17 protein-coding genes and 2 riboswitches are annotated in these 22,303 nt (G+C 34.7%); of the genes, 2 read left to right on the top strand and 15 right to left on the bottom strand.

What is annotated here, in order from left to right; genetic code table 11:
- Window position 1: 1 nt before the first annotated feature.
- Genes EQM13_RS16600 through EQM13_RS16610 form a run of 3 tightly spaced genes read right to left on the bottom strand, consistent with a single transcriptional unit; the run spans window position 2 to window position 1,864 of the window.
- Complete coding sequence (locus EQM13_RS16600; RefSeq protein ID WP_071139283.1) at window positions 2-628, bottom strand: ABC-2 transporter permease; 627 nt, start codon at window positions 626-628, stop codon at window positions 2-4.
- Window positions 629-632: 4 nt separating this feature from the next.
- Complete coding sequence (locus EQM13_RS16605) at window positions 633-1,487, bottom strand: ABC transporter ATP-binding protein (protein WP_071139284.1); 855 nt, start codon at window positions 1,485-1,487, stop codon at window positions 633-635.
- 2 nt (window positions 1,488-1,489) lie between these two features.
- The gene (locus EQM13_RS16610) at window positions 1,490-1,864 is read right to left on the bottom strand and encodes a GntR family transcriptional regulator (RefSeq protein ID WP_071139285.1); all 375 of its coding nucleotides are present in this window, start codon (window positions 1,862-1,864) and stop codon (window positions 1,490-1,492) included.
- 195 nt (window positions 1,865-2,059) lie between these two features.
- Between EQM13_RS16610 and EQM13_RS16615 the strand changes: the two genes are divergently transcribed.
- Window positions 2,060-2,617 (top strand): biotin transporter BioY, encoded by a 558-nt coding sequence (locus EQM13_RS16615; RefSeq protein WP_071139286.1) that lies wholly within the window; start codon window positions 2,060-2,062, stop codon window positions 2,615-2,617.
- A 150-nt stretch (window positions 2,618-2,767) separates the two neighbouring features.
- Here the strand turns inward: EQM13_RS16615 and EQM13_RS16620 are convergent, their stop codons facing one another.
- The 6 genes from EQM13_RS16620 to EQM13_RS16645 form a co-directional block, all read right to left on the bottom strand.
- The gene (locus EQM13_RS16620; RefSeq protein WP_128753287.1) at window positions 2,768-4,267 is read right to left on the bottom strand and encodes an IMP dehydrogenase; all 1,500 of its coding nucleotides are present in this window, start codon (window positions 4,265-4,267) and stop codon (window positions 2,768-2,770) included.
- A gap of 136 nt (window positions 4,268-4,403) precedes the next feature.
- Window positions 4,404-4,730, bottom strand: a complete 327-nt coding sequence (locus EQM13_RS16625) for an HAD family hydrolase (protein WP_083381792.1) — start codon at window positions 4,728-4,730, stop codon at window positions 4,404-4,406.
- Window positions 4,685-5,668, bottom strand: coding sequence for a biotin--[acetyl-CoA-carboxylase] ligase (locus EQM13_RS16630; RefSeq protein WP_071139288.1), 984 nt, complete (start codon window positions 5,666-5,668; stop codon window positions 4,685-4,687). The genes EQM13_RS16625 and EQM13_RS16630 overlap by 46 nt, the downstream gene beginning before the upstream one ends.
- A 62-nt stretch (window positions 5,669-5,730) precedes the next feature.
- Window positions 5,731-5,937 carry a DUF4177 domain-containing protein gene (locus tag EQM13_RS16635; RefSeq protein WP_071139289.1) on the bottom strand — a complete coding sequence of 69 codons (207 nt, stop codon included), beginning with the start codon at window positions 5,935-5,937 and terminating at the stop codon, window positions 5,731-5,733.
- 203 nt (window positions 5,938-6,140) lie between these two features.
- Window positions 6,141-13,262: an S-layer homology domain-containing protein gene (locus tag EQM13_RS16640; protein ID WP_161567293.1), complete on the bottom strand. Its 7,122-nt coding sequence runs from the start codon at window positions 13,260-13,262 to the stop codon at window positions 6,141-6,143.
- 119 nt (window positions 13,263-13,381) lie between these two features.
- Window positions 13,382-13,569, bottom strand: a riboswitch (cobalamin riboswitch).
- A 200-nt stretch (window positions 13,570-13,769) separates the two neighbouring features.
- A complete protein-coding gene (locus tag EQM13_RS16645) occupies window positions 13,770-14,543 on the bottom strand; it encodes a DUF4430 domain-containing protein (RefSeq protein ID WP_128753289.1) in 774 nt (257 codons plus the stop codon).
- Between the two features lie 239 nt (window positions 14,544-14,782).
- Window positions 14,783-14,979: riboswitch (cobalamin riboswitch) on the bottom strand.
- Between the two features lie 193 nt (window positions 14,980-15,172).
- Between EQM13_RS16645 and EQM13_RS19080 the strand changes: the two genes are divergently transcribed.
- Entirely contained in the window at window positions 15,173-15,271 is a 99-nt protein-coding gene (locus tag EQM13_RS19080; RefSeq protein ID WP_406565230.1) for a putative holin-like toxin, read from the top strand.
- Window positions 15,272-15,414: 143 nt separating this feature from the next.
- Here the strand turns inward: EQM13_RS19080 and EQM13_RS16650 are convergent, their stop codons facing one another.
- From EQM13_RS16650 to EQM13_RS16675, 6 genes are all read right to left on the bottom strand, one after another.
- On the bottom strand, window positions 15,415-16,023 hold the full coding sequence (locus EQM13_RS16650) for a hypothetical protein (protein ID WP_128753290.1): 609 nt from the start codon (window positions 16,021-16,023) through the stop codon (window positions 15,415-15,417).
- Between the two features lie 130 nt (window positions 16,024-16,153).
- The gene (locus EQM13_RS16655; RefSeq protein ID WP_114218680.1) at window positions 16,154-16,834 is read right to left on the bottom strand and encodes an ECF transporter S component; all 681 of its coding nucleotides are present in this window, start codon (window positions 16,832-16,834) and stop codon (window positions 16,154-16,156) included.
- Window positions 16,827-18,434: an ABC transporter ATP-binding protein gene (locus tag EQM13_RS16660; protein ID WP_128753291.1), complete on the bottom strand. Its 1,608-nt coding sequence runs from the start codon at window positions 18,432-18,434 to the stop codon at window positions 16,827-16,829. Before EQM13_RS16660 ends, EQM13_RS16655 begins: the two co-directional genes overlap by 8 nt.
- Window positions 18,416-19,342, bottom strand: coding sequence for an energy-coupling factor transporter transmembrane component T (locus EQM13_RS16665; protein WP_128753292.1), 927 nt, complete (start codon window positions 19,340-19,342; stop codon window positions 18,416-18,418). Before EQM13_RS16665 ends, EQM13_RS16660 begins: the two co-directional genes overlap by 19 nt.
- A gap of 22 nt (window positions 19,343-19,364) precedes the next feature.
- The gene (locus tag EQM13_RS16670) at window positions 19,365-20,969 is read right to left on the bottom strand and encodes an S-layer homology domain-containing protein (protein ID WP_114218677.1); all 1,605 of its coding nucleotides are present in this window, start codon (window positions 20,967-20,969) and stop codon (window positions 19,365-19,367) included.
- Between the two features lie 14 nt (window positions 20,970-20,983).
- Entirely contained in the window at window positions 20,984-22,303 is a 1,320-nt protein-coding gene (locus tag EQM13_RS16675; protein WP_128753293.1) for a DUF4430 domain-containing protein, read from the bottom strand.

The following is a 22,303-nucleotide window of genomic DNA, read 5'->3' on the forward strand; positions in this document are numbered from 1 at the left end:
CTTATAAATCCTTATTTTCATATAATTTGATGGATAAAATCAATGATATAATCCATATTATCAGAGCAATTACAGTTGTACTTATTTCTTTCCCAACTATTAAATTTGAAAAGAGGCCGTTTCCTCCGGCACTGTTAGAAGCAACAAGAAATATTCCCATATAGACTGCCATGTATGCTATTTGAGCAATTCTTGGTTCGAATTTTAAATAAAAGGGAAAAACAACTGCCGTAGAAATCAATAATGTCGGAAAAGCAATCTTAATCATAGAAATATTAAAGTAACCAATATTATACAAGCCCAACATATTAATTATCCACAAATAAATTCCTACATATATAATTGAAAATATAAAATATATAATCAATTCCATATACCTACATAAGACTACTTCTTTTCTCGATACAGGGAGGGAATTAATCATTCTGTCAGTATTCCCCTTTACATCATAGGTAAATGATGTTATACATAAAAGATAAGAATAACTGCTGATTAAAATAAAATACAACCATTCTGTCTGGCTGGCTTCAATTACAAAGAGCATCAGCGGTATATAAAATATCAGAAATATCTTTTCCCATGTGCTTGAAAATACAAGCATTAAATCCTTCTTTATCAATCCCGTCATCTTTTTACCTCCTTACCGTATAAACCATTATATCTTCAAGACTTGCCTTTTCTACAAGTATGCTGTCTCCGAATTTTTGTTTCATCTTTTCAACATTATTGGTCAAAGCCTCGAATCCCACAGATGTTTCACGAATTCCTATAAATTCTTTTCTTATGTCTTTATCAAGGAGATCAGTTCCTCCCTTGATCAGGACATAATTTTCCATGACTTCATCCTTTGATTTCGAAAATACTATATTTCCTTTATTTATAAATGTTATATAATCAGCTATTTTCTCTAAATCCGTAGTTATATGAGTTGAAAAGAACACACTTCTCTTTTCATTCTGAATTATATTATAAAGGATGTCAAGAATATCTCTTCTGAAAACTGGATCAAGACCGGAAGTAGGCTCATCCATGAGTATCAGATCCGCATTATGAGACAGAGCTATGGCAAGAGAAAACTTCATCTTCATCCCTTTTGATAATGTTTTGATTTTGGATTTCGGATTTAAATCAAATTCTTTTAAATAATGCTTAAACTGATTTTCATCCCAATTTTTATAAAAACTTGATACTATATTTTTCATCTGATTTATGGTTAAGGTTTCGTAATAATAATTTTCATCATACACAAACCCTATCCTGTTTTTAACTTTTTTCTCATCTTTTATATTATCCATTCCAAAAATCTTAATATCTCCTTCGTCTTTCTTAAGCAAATTCATTATAAGCTTTATGGTAGTGCTTTTCCCCGCACCGTTAGGCCCTATAAATCCCATTATATACCCATATTCCAGTTTAAAACTGATATCATTTAGGGTAAAATTTTTAAAATTTTTCTTTAATTTATTTACCTCTAAAATATAATCCATAATTATTCCTCCTCAAACAATATTTTCAGCATTTCTTCAATTTCATCATAACTAATCCCTAAAAGCCTGCTTTCTTTAACTATTTCGGACAACTTTTCTTCTATTATCTGTAATTTTTTCTCCTTTATAAGTTCCTTGTTTTGTAATGCTACAAAGGAGCCTTTCCCTTGAACGGTTTCTATAAAACCTTCTTTTTCTAATTCCTCATAGGCTCTTTTGGTAGTAATGACCGATATACTGAGATCCCTCGCCAATCCTCTGATTGAAGGCAAAGCTTCTCCCTCCTTCAGTTCTCCTTTTATTATCATTTCCTTTATTTGATTGACAACTTGTTCATATATAGGCTCATTAGACGAATTGGATACTATAATTTTCATAGAAATCCTCCTAAAATAAACTGTTTATTTTGTATATACTGTATATATAATATATGTACAGTATATAATTATATAACTTAATTGTCAATATATTTTTAGCAAACTTTTCATGTATTTTATTGACAAAAAATCCATATTGATTTATTATTAATGTAAACTTATTTTAAAATATTGGTTTACAAAGGAGATGACATGATGAAGATATCTTCAAAAGAAATAACATTAGTGGCTTTATTTGCCGGATTAACTGCTATAGGAGCATTTGTCAGTATTCCGTTAGGTGATGTACCTATTACATTACAAACATTGTTTGTTATTCTGTCGGGACTTATTTTAGGGCCTAAATTAGCTGCTCTTTCCCAAATCATTTATGTAATATTAGGTTTGATCGGTATTCCCATATTCGCCAACTTTACGGGAGGCCCTCAGTCGGTATTAAAACCCAGCTTCGGATTCTTAATCGGATTTATATTTGCGGCTTTTATAGTAGGCAAAATAGCAAATACGGGAGAAAAAATAAATAAGAAAAGAATTTTGGCTGCTGCCTTTGCGGGAACCATAGTAATTTATCTATTCGGATTGCCCTATATGGCGTTTATATTGAACAAAATCATGGCAAAAAATCTTCCGACATCGGTTATTCTTAAAACAGGGTGTATAATATTCCTTCCGGGGGATGCTTTAAAAACCGTAATATCTTCGTTAACAGCTATAAAAGTACTGCCTAAAATAAATAAGGTACACAGCCATTAGCCAAAAACAAATTAAAGTCCTGATTAACAGGACTTTAAAAATATAAAATACCATAACTTATTTACAAACTGAGCATATTCAATGCCAGCAATATTATATAGATTATCTGCAACTATTGCTAATTCCTTATTCAATATACAATCAATGAACTCACTCCATCATAGGTCGTGACACTAAATCGTGAGCACCGCCCTCAACGATACTTGATGGCGAAACTATAGTCAAAAGAGCATTCTTTTGGAAGTCATTTATTGTTTTGGCACCGCAGCTAATCATCGCTGATTTCAATTTTGCCAGAGTTATCTGCAAATTTTCATCTAGTCCACCCACATATGGAACAAAAGAATCGACACCTTCTTCAAAAATAATATCGGGTCTGCCTGTATCTAAATAACGGCTCCAGTTTGCGGAACGTTTTGTCCCTTCACCCCAGTGTTCTTTAACAACTTGATTTCCAATATGCGTTTTTTTGCCTGGGCTTTCATCAAATCTTGCAAAATATCTTCCCAGCATTACAAAATCCGCTCCCATTGCAATTGCTAAAGAAATATGATAATCATGGACAATACCGCCGTCAGCACATATGGGAATATAAACTCCTGTTCTTTGATATAAGGCATCCCGTTCTCGTGCAATATCAATAATAGCGCTTGCTTGTCCTCTTCCTATCCCTTTCTGTTCGCGAGTAATACAAATTGAACCACCTCCAATTCCGACTTTTACAAAATCCGCACCCGCCTCCACCAAATAATTAAATGCATCCGGATATACAATATTCCCTCCGCCAATCTTTATTTTGTCTCCATATTTATTCTTAATCATCTTTATCGCATCAAATTGATATTCACTGTACCCATCTGATGAATCAACGCATAAAATATCAGCACCTGCATCAATTAGGGCAGGAACTCGATCCATATAATCCCATGTATTAATAGCTGCGCCTACCATTAAACGCTTTTGAGCATCAACCAGCTGAGAAGTATATTTTTTACTTGCATCATAATCTTTTCTGAATGTCAAATACTTCAGCCTTTTATTCCTATCAATAATCGGAAGGCAGTTAAGTTTATGCCTCCAAATTATATCATTAGCCTCATGAAGACTGATACCTTCATATGCAACAACTAATTTGTCAATTGGTGTCATGTATTTATCAAGGGAATCATTAGGATCGATTCGACTTAATCTCAAATCTTTACTCGTCACCAATCCTACAAGAATATCATTGTTACATCCATTTTCAGTAATAGCTATAGTAGAATGTCCTGTCTTTGCACGTAATCTCATAGCTGTTGCAACTGTATCTTTGGGTGATAAAGTTGTATCACTTGCTACAAAACCAGCTTTATATAACTTAACACTTCTTACCATTTTACATTGTTCTTCAATTGACTGTGAACAATATATAAATGATAATCCTCCTTCTTGTGCCAGCGCTATTGCCATTCTTGCATCAGAAACCGACTGCATAGCAGCCGACACCATAGGAATGTTTAATCTCATAGCATCAAGATCACATTTATCAGAAACCTTGGTTAGATAAGTAGTTAAAGAAATATTTCCATGTGTACAATCCTTCGTGGTTAAGCGTGGGATTAACAAAAACTCGTTAAATGTATGACTAACACCATCAATAATATCAGCCATTTTATATCACCTCTTATAATATTTTTTAGAAAATAACTTAAGCAAAACATTACTCATTTTTCGATATATTTTTTTATTTTCTTTGTAATACCCTAAATTTTAGATAGCCTAATCAAATATTGTTTTTTTAATTCTACTACCCATTAAGTATAATTTCAGGCAACACTCCTAAACTAGATATTTCATAAAACTTTGTTTTTCCACTGATATTATCATAAGTTTTTCCCTTTCGATTTATCAAAACCGAATCTAATCCATAATTGGCGGCACCCTCTATATCCTCAATAACATCATCCCCAACCATGATACAGCGTCTTTTCTCCAAAGTCTTATTTCTAAAGATAAAATTGAAAAATAATTTATTTGGTTTAGATACTCCTATTTCTTCACTAAATATGAAATTTGAAAAAATAAATTCTATACATATCCTTCCAATCCTCTGACGGATACCTCGCCTGAAAATATATTTTCAATGCTTCCGTCTTCAAACATTACAATTAACTGGCCTTCATTGTTTATATCCAAGGCTTTCCCTGTTTTTGTTTCTCCATCTTTTATTACTCTGACTTTTTTCCCTATCAAGGCAGAATTTTTTTTGCATATTTCTATTACTTCCGAAATTTCATTATCCTCTTTAAAAGGTATGTAGAATTCTTCAAATCTGTTTAATATGCCGGCCAGTAGTTCTTTTCTGTTAATTTCTTTATTTTGTTCTATTTTCAACGAAGTAGCTTTATTTATTAAATTCTCGGAAAAATCCTCTCTATCCATATTGACATTTATTCCAATGCCCATTATAACATAATTTATCATATTCAGTTCGCAGCTCATTTCCGTAAGAATCCCGCAGACTTTTTTACCGTCTATAACTATATCGTTAGGCCATTTTATTTTAGAGTATATTCCCATATCTTCTAAAGCCTTGTTTACCCCTGCCGCTCCCAGCAAAGTTATTTTCGCTACTTTCGTAGGTTCCGTTTCGGGTTTTAATATCATGCTCATCCAAATACCCTTTTTGGGGGGAGAAACCCAGTTTCTATCAAGCCTTCCCTTACCCTTTGCCTGTTCCTCCGATATAACCACTGTCCCTTCCGGATTCTTTAAAGCTATTCTTTTGGCTTCCATATTTGTGGAAGATATCGTATCAAAATAACAAATATTTCTTCCGACAAATTTGGTGCTTAAATATTCTTTTATTTCTTCGTATGTCAGTACATCAGGTACCGAAACAATTCTGTAGCCTTGTTTTGGAACTGATTCTATCCCGTACCCTTCTTCTTTTAACACATTTATGTATTTCCAAATAGCTGCCCGGGATACTCCTAACTTTTCACCTATCTTTTCTCCCGACAAAAATTCATCTTTATTGTTTTTTAATAACCTTAAAATTTCATCTTTCATATATACCACCTTTTATAGTAAAAGTCTACTTATAATATAGCATATATCGGCTGATAATTAAATTAATTACTTTCTCTCTCAAATATGATTTGATAGCAATAAGCGGCATAAACACCTGCTTTCTCATTTGGGGGAATAACAATTTGTACTAACCTCCAACCATTTTTAGCTTCTCTTAAAATTACCTCTTTACATATTTCAAAGGAATCCCCTCTTTTCGTTTTAAAATCCCTTGCAATCTGTACTTCTTCAAATTTGTATTCGTACATTTTCATCACTCCCTATCTTTTCTTATCCCTAAAAAATATATTATTACAGTTATATATCCATTTATCAGTAACTATGACATACCATATTTTATAATCAGCGTCAAGGAATTTTCCTAAATTTTATCATAAAAAAAGTGCGGGTTCTAAGAACCCGCTATAGAAGATATTTTGTAATATCTTCCTCTATATTAATATAAGAGAGCCTACTTATTTAAGATTAATTCATACAGCCTGTAAAGCATCACCGCTGTATTTCCTCTTGTTGCCTTTTCCTTGGGATTAAAACTGTTTTCGTCCAATCCCTCAAATATCCCGTTATATTTTCCTATTGCTACTCCTTTTCTTGCCCAATCCGATATTTCGTCTGCATCCGTATATTTTATTTCTTCTTCTTTCTGTTCCCTATAAAAGTTATTTTTCAGTATATTTCCTATTATCTTTGCCATTTCTTCGTTGGTTATATTGGCTTGAGGTTCGAAGATTTCCTTCGTTTTCCCATCTATAAGCCCTTCTCCATATACTGCACATACTGATTTGTAGTACCATTTATCTTTTGATACGTCTTTGAATGGCAATTCTTTATTTCCTTCTTCGTCATATTTCATCATCCTTGATATTAAGACTGCAAATTCTCCTCTTGTTATGTTCTCATTGGGAGCATATTCTTTTTCTGTTCTCCCTTTGATTATCCCTTTTGAACTCAGGCTTCTTACTGCTTCCCCTATTATATCGTTTCCTCTAATGTCTTCAAATTCTCTATCTCCTTCCTGCGGAATAAATCTTCCCGTATTCATTGTTATGAATTTAACCGTATTGTCTGTATTGTCATATACTCCTCCCAGTTCTTCTTTATTCCCTTCATTGCCTATCTGCAATACTCCTATATTAGACTGTGCTTTTATTTCTTTTGTATAAGGAATCGATATTTCTATTGGCTTGCTTAGCACTATCTCTTTTCCGGCTTCATCTTTTATTGATATTTCTACTCCATCTGCTATTTTAATAATTTTTATATCTAATTTTTCACCTCTGTTTATCAATTCTTCACATAAGGATACTATCCCCAGTTCTGTTTTTATTTCTATTGTTTCTATTCCTTCCTCTTTAGCTTTGTTTAATGCCTCTTTTGCTATGGCCAGTCCTATTTCATATCCTTGTTCTTTTCCTATTTCTATTATTTCCTTATTTTGTATGCTCCTTGTCGGCTCTATATTTTGTTCCTTAAGTTTCTGTTCTATTGTTTTTGCTGTAGTTATAAATTTATTGTTTATATAATCTTCCCCTATTGTTCTTTCTTCTTTTGAAAGTTTTACTGTCGAAAGTTTTTCTGATCCTTTTTCCACTAATTTTGCGGATATCGTTTCTATTTTCTTTCCATATTCCTTTCCTATATTTTTAACTATCTTACCTTGATTTGTTATGGTTTCATTTATTAGTTCTTCCGTTTTCTTTTCCGATAGTGTTTTGTTTATCAGTTTAAGTACAAATTCCAGTACCTTTTCCGAAGTTTCTTCTATTTCTTTTCTGTTCTCCTGCAATTTGGCTTTTTCCGATGCCCTAATAAGTATCGATTGTATCTGCGTATTCTTTGATAATACTATACTCATCCCTTCTTCTGTGGTTATCCTGTCTGCCGCTTTATTCATTATTGTTAATACGTCTCTCATATCTTGAGCTATTTTTAATGCAGTTTTCTCTTCTTTTATCTCTTTTCCGTCTCTTGCTAATTTCCCTACTGCCGATTCCACTGCCCTTAATATCTGATCTTCCGTGGAATTAGGATCTGTTACCGTTTTGTATTCTATTTCATATTCGGAATTCTTTATAGGTTTTACCTTATCTTTTCCTTCTTCTTCTCCTGTAACTTCCTTCTGAGGTATCTCTTCTCCTGTTACCGTTATTTTTACAGGTACGGGACGAATTATATTCCTTATACCTTCTCCGCTGAATCTTTCTGCCGATACATAATATGTCCCGGGGCTGTTGAATTTCAATACTGCTTTTCCGTTCTCATCAGTAACTGCCGGCTCACCGTCTACCGAAAATGCATCTTCGTTTACGTATATTTCCGCATTATCGACTTTGCCTTTTACCGTATTTCCTCTTCCGCTTTCACCGTTTAGGTCTGTTGACTCTCCTGTAAGAGTTACGGTTAATTCCTCTCCCGTTTTAACACTGGTTTTGTTGGCAGAAATCTTTGTATACCAATTCTCAAATCCGTAGGCACCAAAATACCATTCTATTACATCCCCGTCTTTAAGATAATATTCTTGGGATCCGTAATTAGGAAGCCATCTGTTTACCCTGTACATCCAACCTGACGTAGATCTGTAATCGAATTCCCTGTCTCCATCCACCATAGCAAGATACAGTGACCAACCGTAATCCTGATAATCATAATCAACCCCTGCAGCTTCCATAGCCCTTATCGTGGCATGAGCCACAGTAGGTCCTTTGAATTTTTCTTTTCCCCAACCCTTTGACGGTGTGGCGGAACTTCCGCCTGCCGGCCCTAAATAATCATCCAATCCGAACCTCGATACCTTTATATCTCTCATAGATACTACAGTATGATCATATCCCTCAATTCTTATCTGTACGGTAACTTCTTTATCGTTAGGATCCGCCGGAGGATTAGGATTGTTTGGATCCGTCGGATCGTTTATATCTTTGGTTTTTATTATGATTTCATCACTGAAATCCGAAATATTTCCAAGATTATCAACTGCTCTTATTTTATATTTATATTCCGTATTATAACTTAAGGCATCGGGATCAACAAAAGAATCTCCCTCGGCATTTCCTAAATATTTGCCGTCTCTATAGATTTCAAAATACTTTATTCCCGATTGGCTTACTGCCGTTATATTTTTTAATGTTACTTTATTTTTACTTACTTCATAATCAAATTTTACTCCCGTCGGTTTTGTTTCATCCCCGAATACTCCGTATATTGAAGAATTATTGGTAATGTTTACGGTTAACTTTTTATTGGAAACATCATTCCCGAGATATTCAAATTTGTTGGAAGCATTGTTAAAAATATATATGGCGGATTTGGTTAAATCTTCTCCTGAATTTACCGGCATTCTAAGTAAAATATCATACGATTCGTTTACGCCTTCAAGAGAAATTTCTATTATCTTTCCGTGTAATTTAAGGGAACTCTCTTCTCCCGGTTTTTTCGAATCTGTTACATCCGAGACCATTATAGTAGAAGAATCGGGATTATATGAGGATTGAGGAAACTCAACGTCTATCCCGCCGGCAAAATACATTTTACCGTCTTGAGAAATTTTTACTTTTTTACCCAGTTCAATCCTATCATGTTCATCTTCATCATCATGAGTCCAGTCGTAAATGGAACCCTTGCCCTCCACAAAGAATATATATTGATCCAATGCATAGAGAGCCTGTTCCGATGCCATGCCGTTAGTTGCCAGACTTCCACCTACTTCCGTATGAGCTATTCCTCCGTCAGCAGTTTTAAAGCTTAAAAGGGCTTCCACTAAATTTTTATTCTTTGTAAATTCAGGTCCCGTCGGATCCACCCCGTTGGTACAAAGTCCCATTATCACTTGAGAGCATGATTCCGAATTTACCGTACCCCACGAAGCAAATCCGCCCTCAGGTCTTTGAATTTGTGAAAGAGCATCTACAGCTCCTGCAATGGCAGCTTGTACCTGAGGATAATCTTTATTGTTATAGGGTGCAAGAGCAGTCATTACCATTCCGCTCATATCGGGATCCGGATCCGTTCCCTTTCCCCCCAACTGCCAACCGCCATTTGTACATTCATTATTAAGAAGATACTGAATCATCCTGTCTCTATTCCACTTAGCATCAGCCGGAATATCATACTTTTTACTGTCCACCGCTATAAGTCCGAAGGCAACTCCGTTGTTCCCTTGTCCTTCTATATCTCCGTTATATATTTTCTCTATAAGGTTATACCCGCCTATATTGGTAGGATCTCCTCCCGCTGCCGTAACTCCTAAAGTTATTCTTTCGTAATCTGTTATGTTGGGAAGAATTCCTTTATTCATTACAATATAATTTTCAGTCGATTCCAAATAACTGCTCGGAAGGCTTTTTCCTGCCCTGTTCACTCCTACGGAAACCCAGTCCATGCTGTAATGGTTGGTAAGTACCACGTCGGAAAGGACATCAACAGTACTTCTCACTTCATCAACAATAGCATCACTTATTTGGAAAGAAGCTGAATATTCCTCTTCCTCTCCGTTTATTTTCAAAATAAATTTATACAGACCTTTTTCCAATGTGGAAGGAATAACTATACTTCCGGAATTATATCCTGAGCTGGTAGATGAGGTCTTTCCTTCAATACCTATCTGATTTCCTCCTTCATCCGTTACGGGTTCATCTTTGGCATTATATAAATATATATTATAATCCGTATTTGAATTAACGCCCTTAACTCCGAACTGGAACTCAACTGTCGTTTCTTTTCCCTCAGCTATAAAGTTTTTGTTAATCACGAATCTGTCCAGCAATGCAAAATATCCGTAATATTTATCCCCGTCAATTGAAAACTCCAAAGCATATTTTCCGCTGGGAAGTTGGTTCAGTTTTCCCATGTTCTCGGGAGTGTTTAATCCTGTATTAATATTGCCCTCCAAAATCCCTTGGGATAACACTACTTCTTCCCCACTAATCAGCGGATATTTCCCGTTTATATAATCATAAACTTTGAGTTCGTATTCTTTCCCTTTATAAGACTCTCTGTCTAATCTAATATTCAAGTCAAATGTGGTATTCTTAAATATCAGGCTGTTTACATTAATCGTGATATCCGCCGTATAGCGTACTTGTAGAGCAGCGGTATAAACTTCCCCGTATCTTATCTGGAGGCTGTAAGAACCTCCATCGAGCTTATCGGGAAGAGAAATTTCTCCTTCATATTGGCCCTTGTCATCTAATTTTAAAGAATATATGGACTTTCCGTCTATTAGAACTCCCTGCCCCGAACTTTCATTATTGAGAGACAAAGTAACTTCTCCCTCAGCCCAGGCCGGAGTATCGAGTTGCACATACAATTTGTTTCCGTCAGCTGTTTTATTTATTTTCGGATACTCTCTTACGGAAAAAACCCACTGTAGACTTTCAGAAGATAATTCGTTTCCGTCCACAATCAAACTAAATAAATAATAAATAAACCCTTGGTCTTCTCTTAGTTTCAAATCATGAGGCAAAGTAAACTCTACAGTTGCCAGTCCATCAAGATCTGTCCTTCCCGAAGCCTCAATTTCGTCTGTTTCTATTCCTTGGGTTTTATTTGGCGACAGTTTGATAGTAAAATCCTTTTCGGCTTTTTCTCCTATATTTACATATATTTTAAATTTAACATCTTTTCCCCATACGGCTTTATAGGAACTAATCCACTCATATCCGTCATCTTCATCAGGTCCACCGTATACCGCATAGAGTTTTCCCTGGATAAAATTATCCGGATCATATCTGTCCGCCTCAAGGGTTATGGGATTATATACTATCCTTATTGGGATCTCCTTACACTTGATTCCTCCCAATTCAAGGACTAAGCTGTATTTGAGTGGCTTTATATCTTTAGTTAGAAGAATTTTTACACTGGTTTTCCCACTCTCGTCAAGATATCCTTCTTTTAAGGTCTTGACTTCCTCTCCGTCTTCGGTTTCACCTTTTATAACTAATTTAAAATCTTTTTTCGCTAGACCGGCAGCCTCAATCTCAGCCTCTATGGTATCCTTATTGACTTCAAATATTCTTTTTTCCCCTATATCAAATTTAGAAACGGGATCATATACTATATCTATAGGAATCTCCTTATACTCGATTCCCTCCGATTCAAGGACTAATTTATATTCGCCCGTCTCAACAGCTTTGGTTAGAGGAATTTCAATATGAGCATCCCCTGCCTCGCCAAATTTTCCCTCTTCTGAAATTCCGGTCGGATCCCCTGTTTCATCTTTTATAACCAATTCAAAATCTTTTCCAGCTAAACCGGCAGCCTCGATATCAGTCTTTATAGTATCCTTATTGACTTCAAAACTACTTTCTTCTCCTATATCGAATTTAGAAACAGGATTTTCAACATTGATAAAAGGAACGCAATAATAAACATTCTTATTTGTGTAAAAATGAATTCTTAATACTGAATTGCTATACTTCATTATATTTGCAAGAGAAACTTCTTCAGAATTGACAAGAGAAATTTCTTCCGAAGTATATCCGCCTTTTCCGTCTAATGATTTATTATTCAATAGCTCTGTGAAATCTGTGCTATCCCAGGAATCCCCATCTTTAATACATATATCTTCTATCTCACTATTAGCCATTTCAGGAATATTCAAATTTATAACAAAGCTTTCTCCTGCTTTTATACTGCCTCTATTGTAAACAACTATAGAATTCAACGGAAACGGTACGGTGTAAATATTCGAGCCCGATTCTATTCTCAAAACGGCTTTAGCCCATTTTAAATCTTCGGGAATAGATATTTCTATATCCTTCGAACCGGTATTTTCTACTGCTATTGATTCATCCGCATTATAAGGGTTAACCAAATATATTTTTAAGTCAGAACTATAAATTTCTTCATTTATGGTAGCGGTTATGCTGTCATTGATAAACCTTCCATTCTTGTCATAAGTATTAATTCCGGTTTTATCGTAAGTAACAATATCAGTAAAATTTATATTTACCTTTTCGACAGACAGTTTCGAATCACCAACAGCAAATTTCAAAGCATACGTATTGTCATTTATGTCGTTGGATGCAAGATATCCCGGTATCGAAATGTCGATACGGCCCGTCCCGTTCTCATCTAATGTTACCTTATCTAACGAACCTTTATCTTCTCTAGTATAACTGTCATAAAAAATTACATCCACATTTTCATTTTTATGTTCCGGATAATTTATAGTTCCCGTTATATTTTCTCCTGCCGAAAATATATCTTTATCAAAGCTTATCCCTTCAGATACTTCCGACTGTTCTTCAATTTCATCATTCTGTTCGGACTTTTCTTGGTCTTCCCCATTAGAAACAATATCCTTGTTTTGACCGGTTTCTTCCGGAACTGCAATATCCTTTGTTTCTTCCCCTCCTTCCTTCCCCGGAATTGTTGTATCTTCCTCATTGGATTCCTGAGGAATTACATCATTTTCTTCATCTGCATGATTTTCCGTATTCAAATTGTCCTGTGCATATGATATACCCCTCGGAAAATCCTTAGAACGAAAAATCTCTTCGTAAAAAGAACTTCCGTTAGTAAATATCATTGTCAAAACTATACATAATGATAAAATACGTTTGAACCTTTTCATTAACATTCCCCCTCTTTATAACTAAAAAAATAAAAGTCCCGGTTTCCACATAGAATCCGAGACTTTTTAACAGTCAACAATTTATAATAAATTTCATTTTACCTCAATCCCGGAAGGTTAACGTTATCCCCATATAGGCAGGTCTCCTGACTTATGGCTCAACGCCGCCTTTCCCCTTCCCAAAAATAAAATTTTCAGTGGTATATTTGAAAGGCCGCTCCCCACTTACAGTGACCGGATCGCTCAGGATTTTCACCTGATTCCCTTTTAATCTCTAAAAACAGAGAACCTAAAGGTAATATTCAATTATTCAATAGTTTACTTCCAAATCTATTTTTATTATATAACATATTTTGATTATAAACAACACCATAAAAAATTAATTATTATTCAAAAATATAATATTTATAAAAAATAAAGGAGATATCATGATGATATCTTCTTTATTTTTTACTGAGTTCCCCTTAAAAACTTTTAATAAAAATGAATATATTTATATTAAATATTCTATAACTGTACCCTCACTATCTCCGATTTGACAATTTTAGGGCAATGGTCTGGATTTTCTGTTTCTCCATACCATTTTCCTTCCACATAAGCTTTTACATTTTTCCCCTTAAACTTTTTTAAATTAGTTTCATTAAACACGGCTTCTCCGTCGTTTATTGTGGCATATATTTTATTTCCCGAATCATCTTCCAATACAGCTCTGCCTTCATCTAACGGAACCGTAATTATCTGCCAATTCCATACATCTTCAAATATCTCTGCCTCTACATTTATTATCATGTTCCCTGATGAATCAAAGTCTATATCATTATCATCAAGGATTGGGAAATAGGTATAAGACGGACATGCATAGTACCATGTAATTTTATCTCCCTCTGAAACTTTAGAGTTGGCCGGATCCCCTGCGGAATATCCATGAAGAACATTATTCACTCTGAACATCCATCCCGAATAATAATCTTCATTGGGAAGATATCTCATTTCATATTCCCCGTTTATTCCTCTGACATAAGTTCCGGCACCTGAACCGGAAGCATCCAAAGGAATGCCATTATCTGAACAAATCCTCTGCAGAACATCAAAGTATGTTTCGTCTGTATCTGCTGCAACTTCTTCACTTTGAAATACAATGCCGCCTTTATCCGAGGTGCTCACTATTTTATAGCTTATTGTGGCGGGAGCTCCAAAGACTACATTTGATAAAAATAAAGTCAATACCAAAATCAGTATACTAATACTTCTGAACTTGTTAATTTCTTTAAATTTTTTCATAATATTTCCTCCTTAGATTTTTTATTTTTTAAAGTAAATACCTTTTGCTGCTGTGTATCTCCTCCTTTCTGAACTCTTATGTTTATCCCTTGTCCCCCCTTACCCTAATTTTGTAAAAAAATAAACAGCTCTGACTTCCGATAAAAGTCAGAGCTGTTAAACTCGTTAAATATTATAATTTACGATATTTATTATATTAAACAGTTAAGTATAGTTTCACATGTCCCTTTCATCGGAAGGTAATGCAATATGTCTAAGCAGGTATCCTGACTTGTGGATCAAAGCAACGTTTTCCTTCGTCTTCCCATTTACTATCTAAACAGTGACTTCTTGAAGGAACGCTCCCCACTTACAGTGACCGGATCGTTCAGGATTTTCACCTGATTCCCTTTTAATCTTTGTCTTGAGATAAAGAACTCAAACAATTTATTATTAAATTGTTAAAAGTTTAATTTTTTTACTATAATCAGTATACCATATAAATCTAATTACTTCAATATTTAACAATCAAATTTTGTAATATTTTTAAACTTTCTTTAAATGATATTTTATTGTACAAGCATGAATATTTTGGTAAAATAAAAGAAAGGTAATCGGAAAAAGCAGGGTGTGTTTGCCGGTGGTGCGGTATGACTGCATATCAAGCAATATCATTAATGATTGCGTTTGGCGTGTTGTTGGTATCGCTTATCTCCTATTTAGATAGGAATAACAATCGAAAAAACTAATCACCCTGCCACTAACAGGGTGATTATATAATGTAATCAACTTGATGGTAACCGCACCATTGCGGTACCGATTACCTTATTAATATTATACCATAAACAGTTAAAAAGTAAACATAAAACAATTTTGAATTTTCTCTTTTTACTTATTTTACCAGCCATATCAATAAAACAGCAAACCATACCACATTTTCTAAATTCATAACTACGGTATTAAGTTTTAAGTATTTTAAAAATTTTGGTTTTTTATTAATACTACTGTTAAATAACATATTTAAATAAAAAAGGGTCAATATACAATAAACAATACCTATCATGAAAAATATTGTTTGTTCGTTTAATTTAAAGCAAATCGTAAGAAATATAGCCCATATGCCTTTAAGAAACCCAGCCGTTAATTCAACTAATCCGCCTAAAAGGCCATTCAACATCCATTCATCTCTGTTCTCCCATAAAATCTTGTCTGTACCTTGAACCTTTGCAGAATATGATAAATGACCTGCTTGTAACAGCATCGTAAATATAAAAAGTAAAAGCGACAATACGCCAAATATTGTCCCAATCATCAAAAAGTCATACTCCTTCATTTTAATATAAATTGCAAAAGGGATCGGAAGCCAACAAATAAACATTAATGACATTAACAAGTGCAAAAACCCGCTTTCATTGTCTAACAACAATCTCTTAAATGAGCAGGCTATAAACATGAATAAAAGTATTCCGATTACTCCCATAATCAAGGTTATAACAGTCAACAATAATTCCTCCTTTCTCAATACAATTTAGAAAAATAAACCTATTAAGACAATAAACTGAAGTATTACATAACGATTATTCATACTAATAATATCACAAAAGAAAAAAGAGAAAAAATTAATCTTTATCTTATAAATCGTATTTTATTTTAACTCTGTCAAAAATCTTTTTCCAACTCTTACTGAACATGAGTATAAATACCACATTGGAAACTGCATGGTTTAAATCCACCTTAAAACTGGTTATACATGACACTAAAAATACCTGAAAGGAAAATGAATCAGCACCGAAATACAGGACATACCATATATTCATTATCCAGCCAAATAAAAATCCCCATATAAATCCAAATATACTCTGTCCGATTATATTCTTCATAAATTTTGTATTTCTCAATATTCCCGCCGAAACCCCCATCATTCCCCAGCAAAACATCTGCCATATAGTCCAAGGTCCTTGGCCCATAAACATATTTGAAACAAATGCCCCCAAGGCGCCGACCATAAATCCCGCTTCCTCTCCAAAGGAAAGAGCAGTCATTATTATAACAAAGGATGTGGCTTGTACACTGGGTATGGCTGCAAAGGGAACCCTGCCGAGAACCGCCGCCGATGCCAGTATGGCAATCAGTACCGTATTTTCTGCTTTCAGTTCTTTTCTTTCAAACTTAAGAAAAAAGGGAACTAATGACAAAAAAATTATCAGAATACTGAAAATCATATAATGTTTATCCGTCCACAATACCGAAAATATCAATATAAGTATACTTCCAAGCAAAATTAAAATGATATATTTTTTCGAATTAATCATCAATTATCAAATCCTCCTTGATAACCCCTTGAGGTATTATATCTCTGAATATCCTGTTAATAGCTGTTGTGTAGAAATAATTTCTGCTGAAAAACAGAGAGGGAATATCTTCAACGGCTATTTCTCCGTTAAACAGCAAAGCACATCTGTCGGAATTTTCCGCTGCAAATTCCAAATCATGAATAGACATAATTACAGTCATTCCTTTGTTTTTCAATTTATCTATAATATGTTTAAGAACATCTTTAGATATAACATCCATCCCCTTAGTGGGCTCATCTAAGAGAATCACATCTGGATTTGTCATGAGTATGGAAGCCAATATCACCTTTTGTTTTTCTCCTCCGCTCAAATCATATGGATGCCTCTTCAATAAATCTTTTATAGAAAAAAGTTCTATAATCCTTTCGAATTTTTCATTTCTAAAATCCTTATTTTCTTTTTCCTTACATATTTCTTCTTCCACGGTGTCATAAAGAAAATAGCTCATTGGATTCTGAGGGAGATATCCTATTTTAAAATCATTCGATAAGATCTTTCCCCTTTGAGGTTTGAACATTTTCCCTATTATTTTAAGAAGAGTCGATTTTCCGGTTCCGTTGCCCCCCAATACTGATAATACTTCTCCCTTGTATATTTTCAGGTCTAATTTGTTTAAAATATATGGACCTTCTCTTACATACTTAAATGAAATATCCTTCAAATCCATAATGACGGAATCGAAATTTTTTGAATTAATTTCTTTTCCTTTTATTTTATTTATATCTATGCCGCTGAGCCATCTTTTCCCTTCCCTGACCGTAATGGGAATATTGCCGATTGCCGGATTCTTCTCCTTTTGAAAATAAAATTGGGTTATTGTCGGAAGAAATTTCATATATAATTTATCTTTCTTATCATATATACTTTTGGCAACCTCCTTAGGCCTTCCGTCATACTCTATTCTCCCATTCTTAATCATAATAATCCTGTCGGCTATAGGAAAAACTTCTTCCAACCTGTGCTCAGTCATTAAAACCGTCATAAAGAAATCCCTGTTCAACCTATATACCATCTGAATAAAATCTTTGGCTGAAACCGGGTCAAGCTGAGAAGTAGGTTCATCGAGAAGAAGTACTTTCGGATGAAGACACAGTACCGATGCTAAATTGAGTATCTGTTTCTGTCCTCCCGACATGTTTTTTATCTCATCGTAAAACTTATTTTCCATTCCAAAAAAATTGAATATCTCTCCAATCCTCTTTTTCATCTCCTCCGAGGAATATCCTAAATTTCCTAAAGAAAAAGACAATTCATGGCATACTGTATCCGTCACGATTTGAGCTTCCGGTTCCTGAAATACCATCCCTATTTCTTCAACTGCAATTTTCCTATCCATTTTTTCAATGGACTGTCCCTTATACAATATCTCCCCTTCTTTTCCCCCGTTAGGTGCAATTTCCTTTTTCAACTGATTTAAAAGGGTAGTCTTTCCGCATCCGGAAGGACCGCATAATACTAAAAATTCCCCCTCTTTTACCGAAAAGGAGATATTATCCAAAGCCTTCTTCTTTTGATTGGGATAAGTAAAGGATAAATTTTTTATCTGAATTTGTTCCATTTCAATCTGTCCGTCCCTTCCAAAACAATAGGAATACTCATATATAAAATAAATAATATGTACAGAAATACATCTTTTAAATTAAACAATATATTTCCCACTTTCGGATAAATTTCAAATTTTCCGTAACCTAAACCGTGCAAAACAATTATCAAAAATATTAAAGACAAAAGAACCAAGAAAACCGTCCAATCCCTTTTATCCATCCTGTAGTTATTATAAAAAGTTCTCCTGTGTACAACTCCGTATCCTCTCCCTTTCATGGATCTTGCCGTCTCAATGGATTCTTCCAAGGACCAGGCGATAAGGACATTTAGTATTTTCATTCCGTTTTCCAGCCTTTTTTTAATTTTTCCCTCTTTTGTACTGATTCCCCTTTGCTCCTGAATCAGTGATATATCTTGAATTCTATCCTTTAAAAGAGGCACAAATCTCAATATCATCATGACAATCAGTCCCGTATTCGGTGATATATTTGAAAAAAGAAACAAAATTTTTTCATTTGTCATTATTTGATTAAATGATATAAATACAAAAAGTATGATTAAGAGAGAAAACATCATTACAATCCCGTATACTACGGATTCCAAAGTGATAGGACGGCTGAAAAAATAAAAAATTATCGTATTCCCTTCATGGGATATGAAAGGGTTTATCAAGGCTACCATCATTCCTATAAAGAGATAAAACTTCAAACTTTTTTTTAAGGTTCTTCCCTCATCTCCTATATAATTGATAAATATGGTTAAAACCAAACCCGTAAATATAAATAAGGGATGCTTTATCATCATGGAAAAAATTATTACTCCTATGTAATATATTAAACAAGGGAGGGGGTGCACAGATGAAAATCCAATATTCCTGTCACGGGCTAAATATTTTTTTTGACTTTCAGCTATATTTTTCATCTGTTCTTCCCTCCAATTAGATTTAATTGTTAATATTCAAAAATTGATATAAGCTCCATGCACATTGAGCTCTTGTAACTGGTTCTTTAGGCTGAAAATTTTCATATACAAGACCTTTTTCCTTTGCCAAATTTATATACCCTTCAACCCAATCTCCGCCTCCTGTTTTCAGTTTGTCGTCCTCTTCTTCAAGACCTGCCGCTCTTATTAAAATTATCATAAGCTGTTCTCCCGTTATGGGATCTTCCGGTTTAAATGTATCTTCGGTAACTCCGGTGATATATCCCTTTTCCGCACTTACTCCTATATTCCCGTAGGCCCAGTGGTCTTCAGGTACATCATTAAATTTACTTTCTCCCGAATAATCTCTCGCTTCGTTTCTGAATCCCTTCCCGTTGTTCAGCATCTTTGTAAATTCAGCTCTTGTTACGTTATTATCCGGTTTAAAAGTACCGTCGGTATATCCCGATATGATATAGTCATAAACCAAATCCGCCGTTTCTTTAAATGCATAATCTCCCGGTTTATAATCCTTAAAAAGATATTTTTCCCCTTCAGGTCTGTACTTTTCATAAAGCATATCGTAGGCTGACTTCTTGTTATAGGCATCTGCCATTCCGTATAATGCTTCATAAGTAGACATACTGTTTTCATATACATCTATCATATCGTCTTCTTCCAATACATGAACAAAGCTTCCGTCGGAATTCTGAAATCTCAGAAGAGATGTAACGGGGTTTTGTCCCTTTGTATTTGTCCATTCAGGCCCCATGGGATCCTGTCCGAGTAATGTCAATGCCTGTATGGCCCATGCACAGCTTTCGGGATTGTCGGTCCCCCAGGAATGAAATCCTCCATTCGGAAGCTGTTCATCATGTAAAAACTGTATTGCTTTGGCAACTACAGGATTCGATTCATCTTCCCCAAGTATGGCAAAAGCCATCAGTGCTGCTGCCGTCATATCCACATCGGAAACAATATAATCATAATCCTTAGGATTATCAAAATATTTTACATCCCAAGTAAATCCTCCATCCTTATGCTGCTGCTTTTCAAGCCATTCCACACATTTATCCCTATTCGGTATTGGTTCTCCGGCACAATGTAGAGCAATAACCCCAAATATATGAGCATTTATTAAATTGTCCCCCACGGGTTTCCCTGTTTTATTATCCGCTACGGAATCTGCAAAATGCCCGTTTGGAAGCATTGTATCTTTTACAATCTGAACCAAATTCATCCCGGCGAAGTTTCTCGGATCCTTTCCCGCCGCACAAATACCGATAATGGTTCTCTGAAAATCTGTATTCTTGGTTTTGGAAAGACCGACCCCGTTTTTAGCTTCTTCTTCTCTGAAATAAGCTGCATTTTTTCCGTCTACGGTCCACTTAGGACCGCTTACATCTTCTCCGAATCCGAATAATCCAAGGGCAGGCCAATCCATTATTCCTTCATATTTTTCCGACTTATAGGTTTTATGATAATATTCTATTGTTTTCTGAGCCGCCTTATAAAGCTCTTCCCTTGTTAACGAGGATTCGTTAGCGGCAAAAACACCTGTACATATATTTGTTGATATAATCAAAACGAGCAATAACGATACAATTATTCTTCTCCTTCTATTCATTCATATCCCTCCCATTATTTTAAATACGGTACTTTTTCAACTCCATTCTTAGAAACCACTGCTCCGAAACAATCCTTGATCTTTTGGGGTTCATTGAGAAGCACGTTATACGCCATTTTAAATCCTTCATCATCGGTTCCTGTTACAACCCATATGGGCTTTGTGCTTCCTATTCCTGCTGCATAAGCATATATTGCCCCTCCCTGGTCATAGGAAGAAACAGTTTCCCCTTTAAAGTTTAACGCATGGACTTTCCCCCCCTCAAATTTTGAATTAACTCCGACAAATTTATTTTTTTCATTGATATCCTTCATCAGATTTATTTCTTTTCCTTTGCTGTTCGTTATATTGCTTTGGGTAACCAAATCATCCCAAACACCCAATACAATATAATATTTTTTGGGGTTTTCGATAAGTGTTGCATCATATTTTCCTATATCTATTTGTGTAACTCCTTGTTTTTGCAAGCTTTTCTTTAACCTCTCAGCCTCATTGGCATAAGAAGACGTATACAATATTACGGTTCCCGGATTTTTCCCCTGAAATCCACTCTTAAAAGGTTGCGGATAAGAGCCTATTACTGCGGGTATAAACATTGTTATACTCCAATCGTGATAATCCCACCATATTACATCTCCCGGTTTAGGCCTGTATTCCGCTACCCCTATAGGAGCAAGGATGCCGTTGACCCAATAAAACCAGTCTTCTTTCTTTCTTTCATCTCCCGTAAAAAATGTATATTTTGATTCAATGCCGTTAATGGCATTAACGAATCCTCCTCCATATCCGGTTTGAATATCAAGATTCCTAAACAGGACTTCCATTCCCACTTCGTCTTTTACCATTCCCACATTTTTCGCAAAAATTTTTTTATGCCCAAATCCTGTAGTGACTATCAGATTAACTTTATATGGACTTTCAATATCTCCCGATGATTTATATTCATCGGAATTTTTCTTTGCCGGTGTGCCTTCCTTGTACTTCTTTTCTCCCTGGACAGGCCCTTTATAATTTTTGTATGTTACACCATCTATCACTACCACATTTTCTTCTTTTTTTGTCTCTTCCGTCTTTTTATCTTGGGATTTGTCTTGCTCACCCTTTGTTTCTTCCGTATTTTTATCCTTTTCTTCCTTTTTATCCTCTTCTTTATTTTTTAAAATCTCTACAGGGCTTTCTCCCTTTGACCCTGATATGTCATTGTTTTCTTTATTTCCCTTATCTTCAATATTAGTTATTTCTTTAGTATTGCTTTTCCCGCATCCCGTAAGAATTGAAAAGGACATTATCAAAATCAACAAAACAGATATAAACCTTATTACTTTCTTTCTCAC

Source organism: Acidilutibacter cellobiosedens, assembly GCF_004103715.1.
Classification (GTDB): domain Bacteria; phylum Bacillota; class Clostridia; order Tissierellales; family Acidilutibacteraceae; genus Acidilutibacter; species Acidilutibacter cellobiosedens.

Excerpts from the sequence above, each read along its gene's own strand:
- EQM13_RS16600 (WP_071139283.1), bottom strand. The coding sequence starts at position 628 with ATGACGGGATTGATAAAGAAGGATTTAATGCTTGTATTTTCAAGCACA.
- EQM13_RS16605 (WP_071139284.1), bottom strand. The coding sequence starts at position 1,487 with ATGGATTATATTTTAGAGGTAAATAAATTAAAGAAAAATTTTAAAAAT.
- EQM13_RS16610 (WP_071139285.1), bottom strand. The coding sequence starts at position 1,864 with ATGAAAATTATAGTATCCAATTCGTCTAATGAGCCTATATATGAACAA.
- EQM13_RS16615 (WP_071139286.1), top strand. The coding sequence starts at position 2,060 with ATGAAGATATCTTCAAAAGAAATAACATTAGTGGCTTTATTTGCCGGA.
- EQM13_RS16620 (WP_128753287.1), bottom strand. The coding sequence starts at position 4,267 with ATGGCTGATATTATTGATGGTGTTAGTCATACATTTAACGAGTTTTTG.
- EQM13_RS16630 (WP_071139288.1), bottom strand. The coding sequence starts at position 5,668 with ATGAAAGATGAAATTTTAAGGTTATTAAAAAACAATAAAGATGAATTT.
- EQM13_RS16635 (WP_071139289.1), bottom strand. The coding sequence starts at position 5,937 with ATGTACGAATACAAATTTGAAGAAGTACAGATTGCAAGGGATTTTAAA.
- EQM13_RS16640 (WP_161567293.1), bottom strand. The coding sequence starts at position 13,262 with ATGAAAAGGTTCAAACGTATTTTATCATTATGTATAGTTTTGACAATG.
- EQM13_RS16645 (WP_128753289.1), bottom strand. The coding sequence starts at position 14,543 with ATGAAAAAATTTAAAGAAATTAACAAGTTCAGAAGTATTAGTATACTG.
- EQM13_RS19080 (WP_406565230.1), top strand. The coding sequence starts at position 15,173 with ATGACTGCATATCAAGCAATATCATTAATGATTGCGTTTGGCGTGTTG.
- EQM13_RS16655 (WP_114218680.1), bottom strand. The coding sequence starts at position 16,834 with ATGATTAATTCGAAAAAATATATCATTTTAATTTTGCTTGGAAGTATA.
- EQM13_RS16660 (WP_128753291.1), bottom strand. The coding sequence starts at position 18,434 with ATGGAACAAATTCAGATAAAAAATTTATCCTTTACTTATCCCAATCAA.
- EQM13_RS16665 (WP_128753292.1), bottom strand. The coding sequence starts at position 19,342 with ATGAAAAATATAGCTGAAAGTCAAAAAAAATATTTAGCCCGTGACAGG.
- EQM13_RS16670 (WP_114218677.1), bottom strand. The coding sequence starts at position 20,969 with ATGAATAGAAGGAGAAGAATAATTGTATCGTTATTGCTCGTTTTGATT.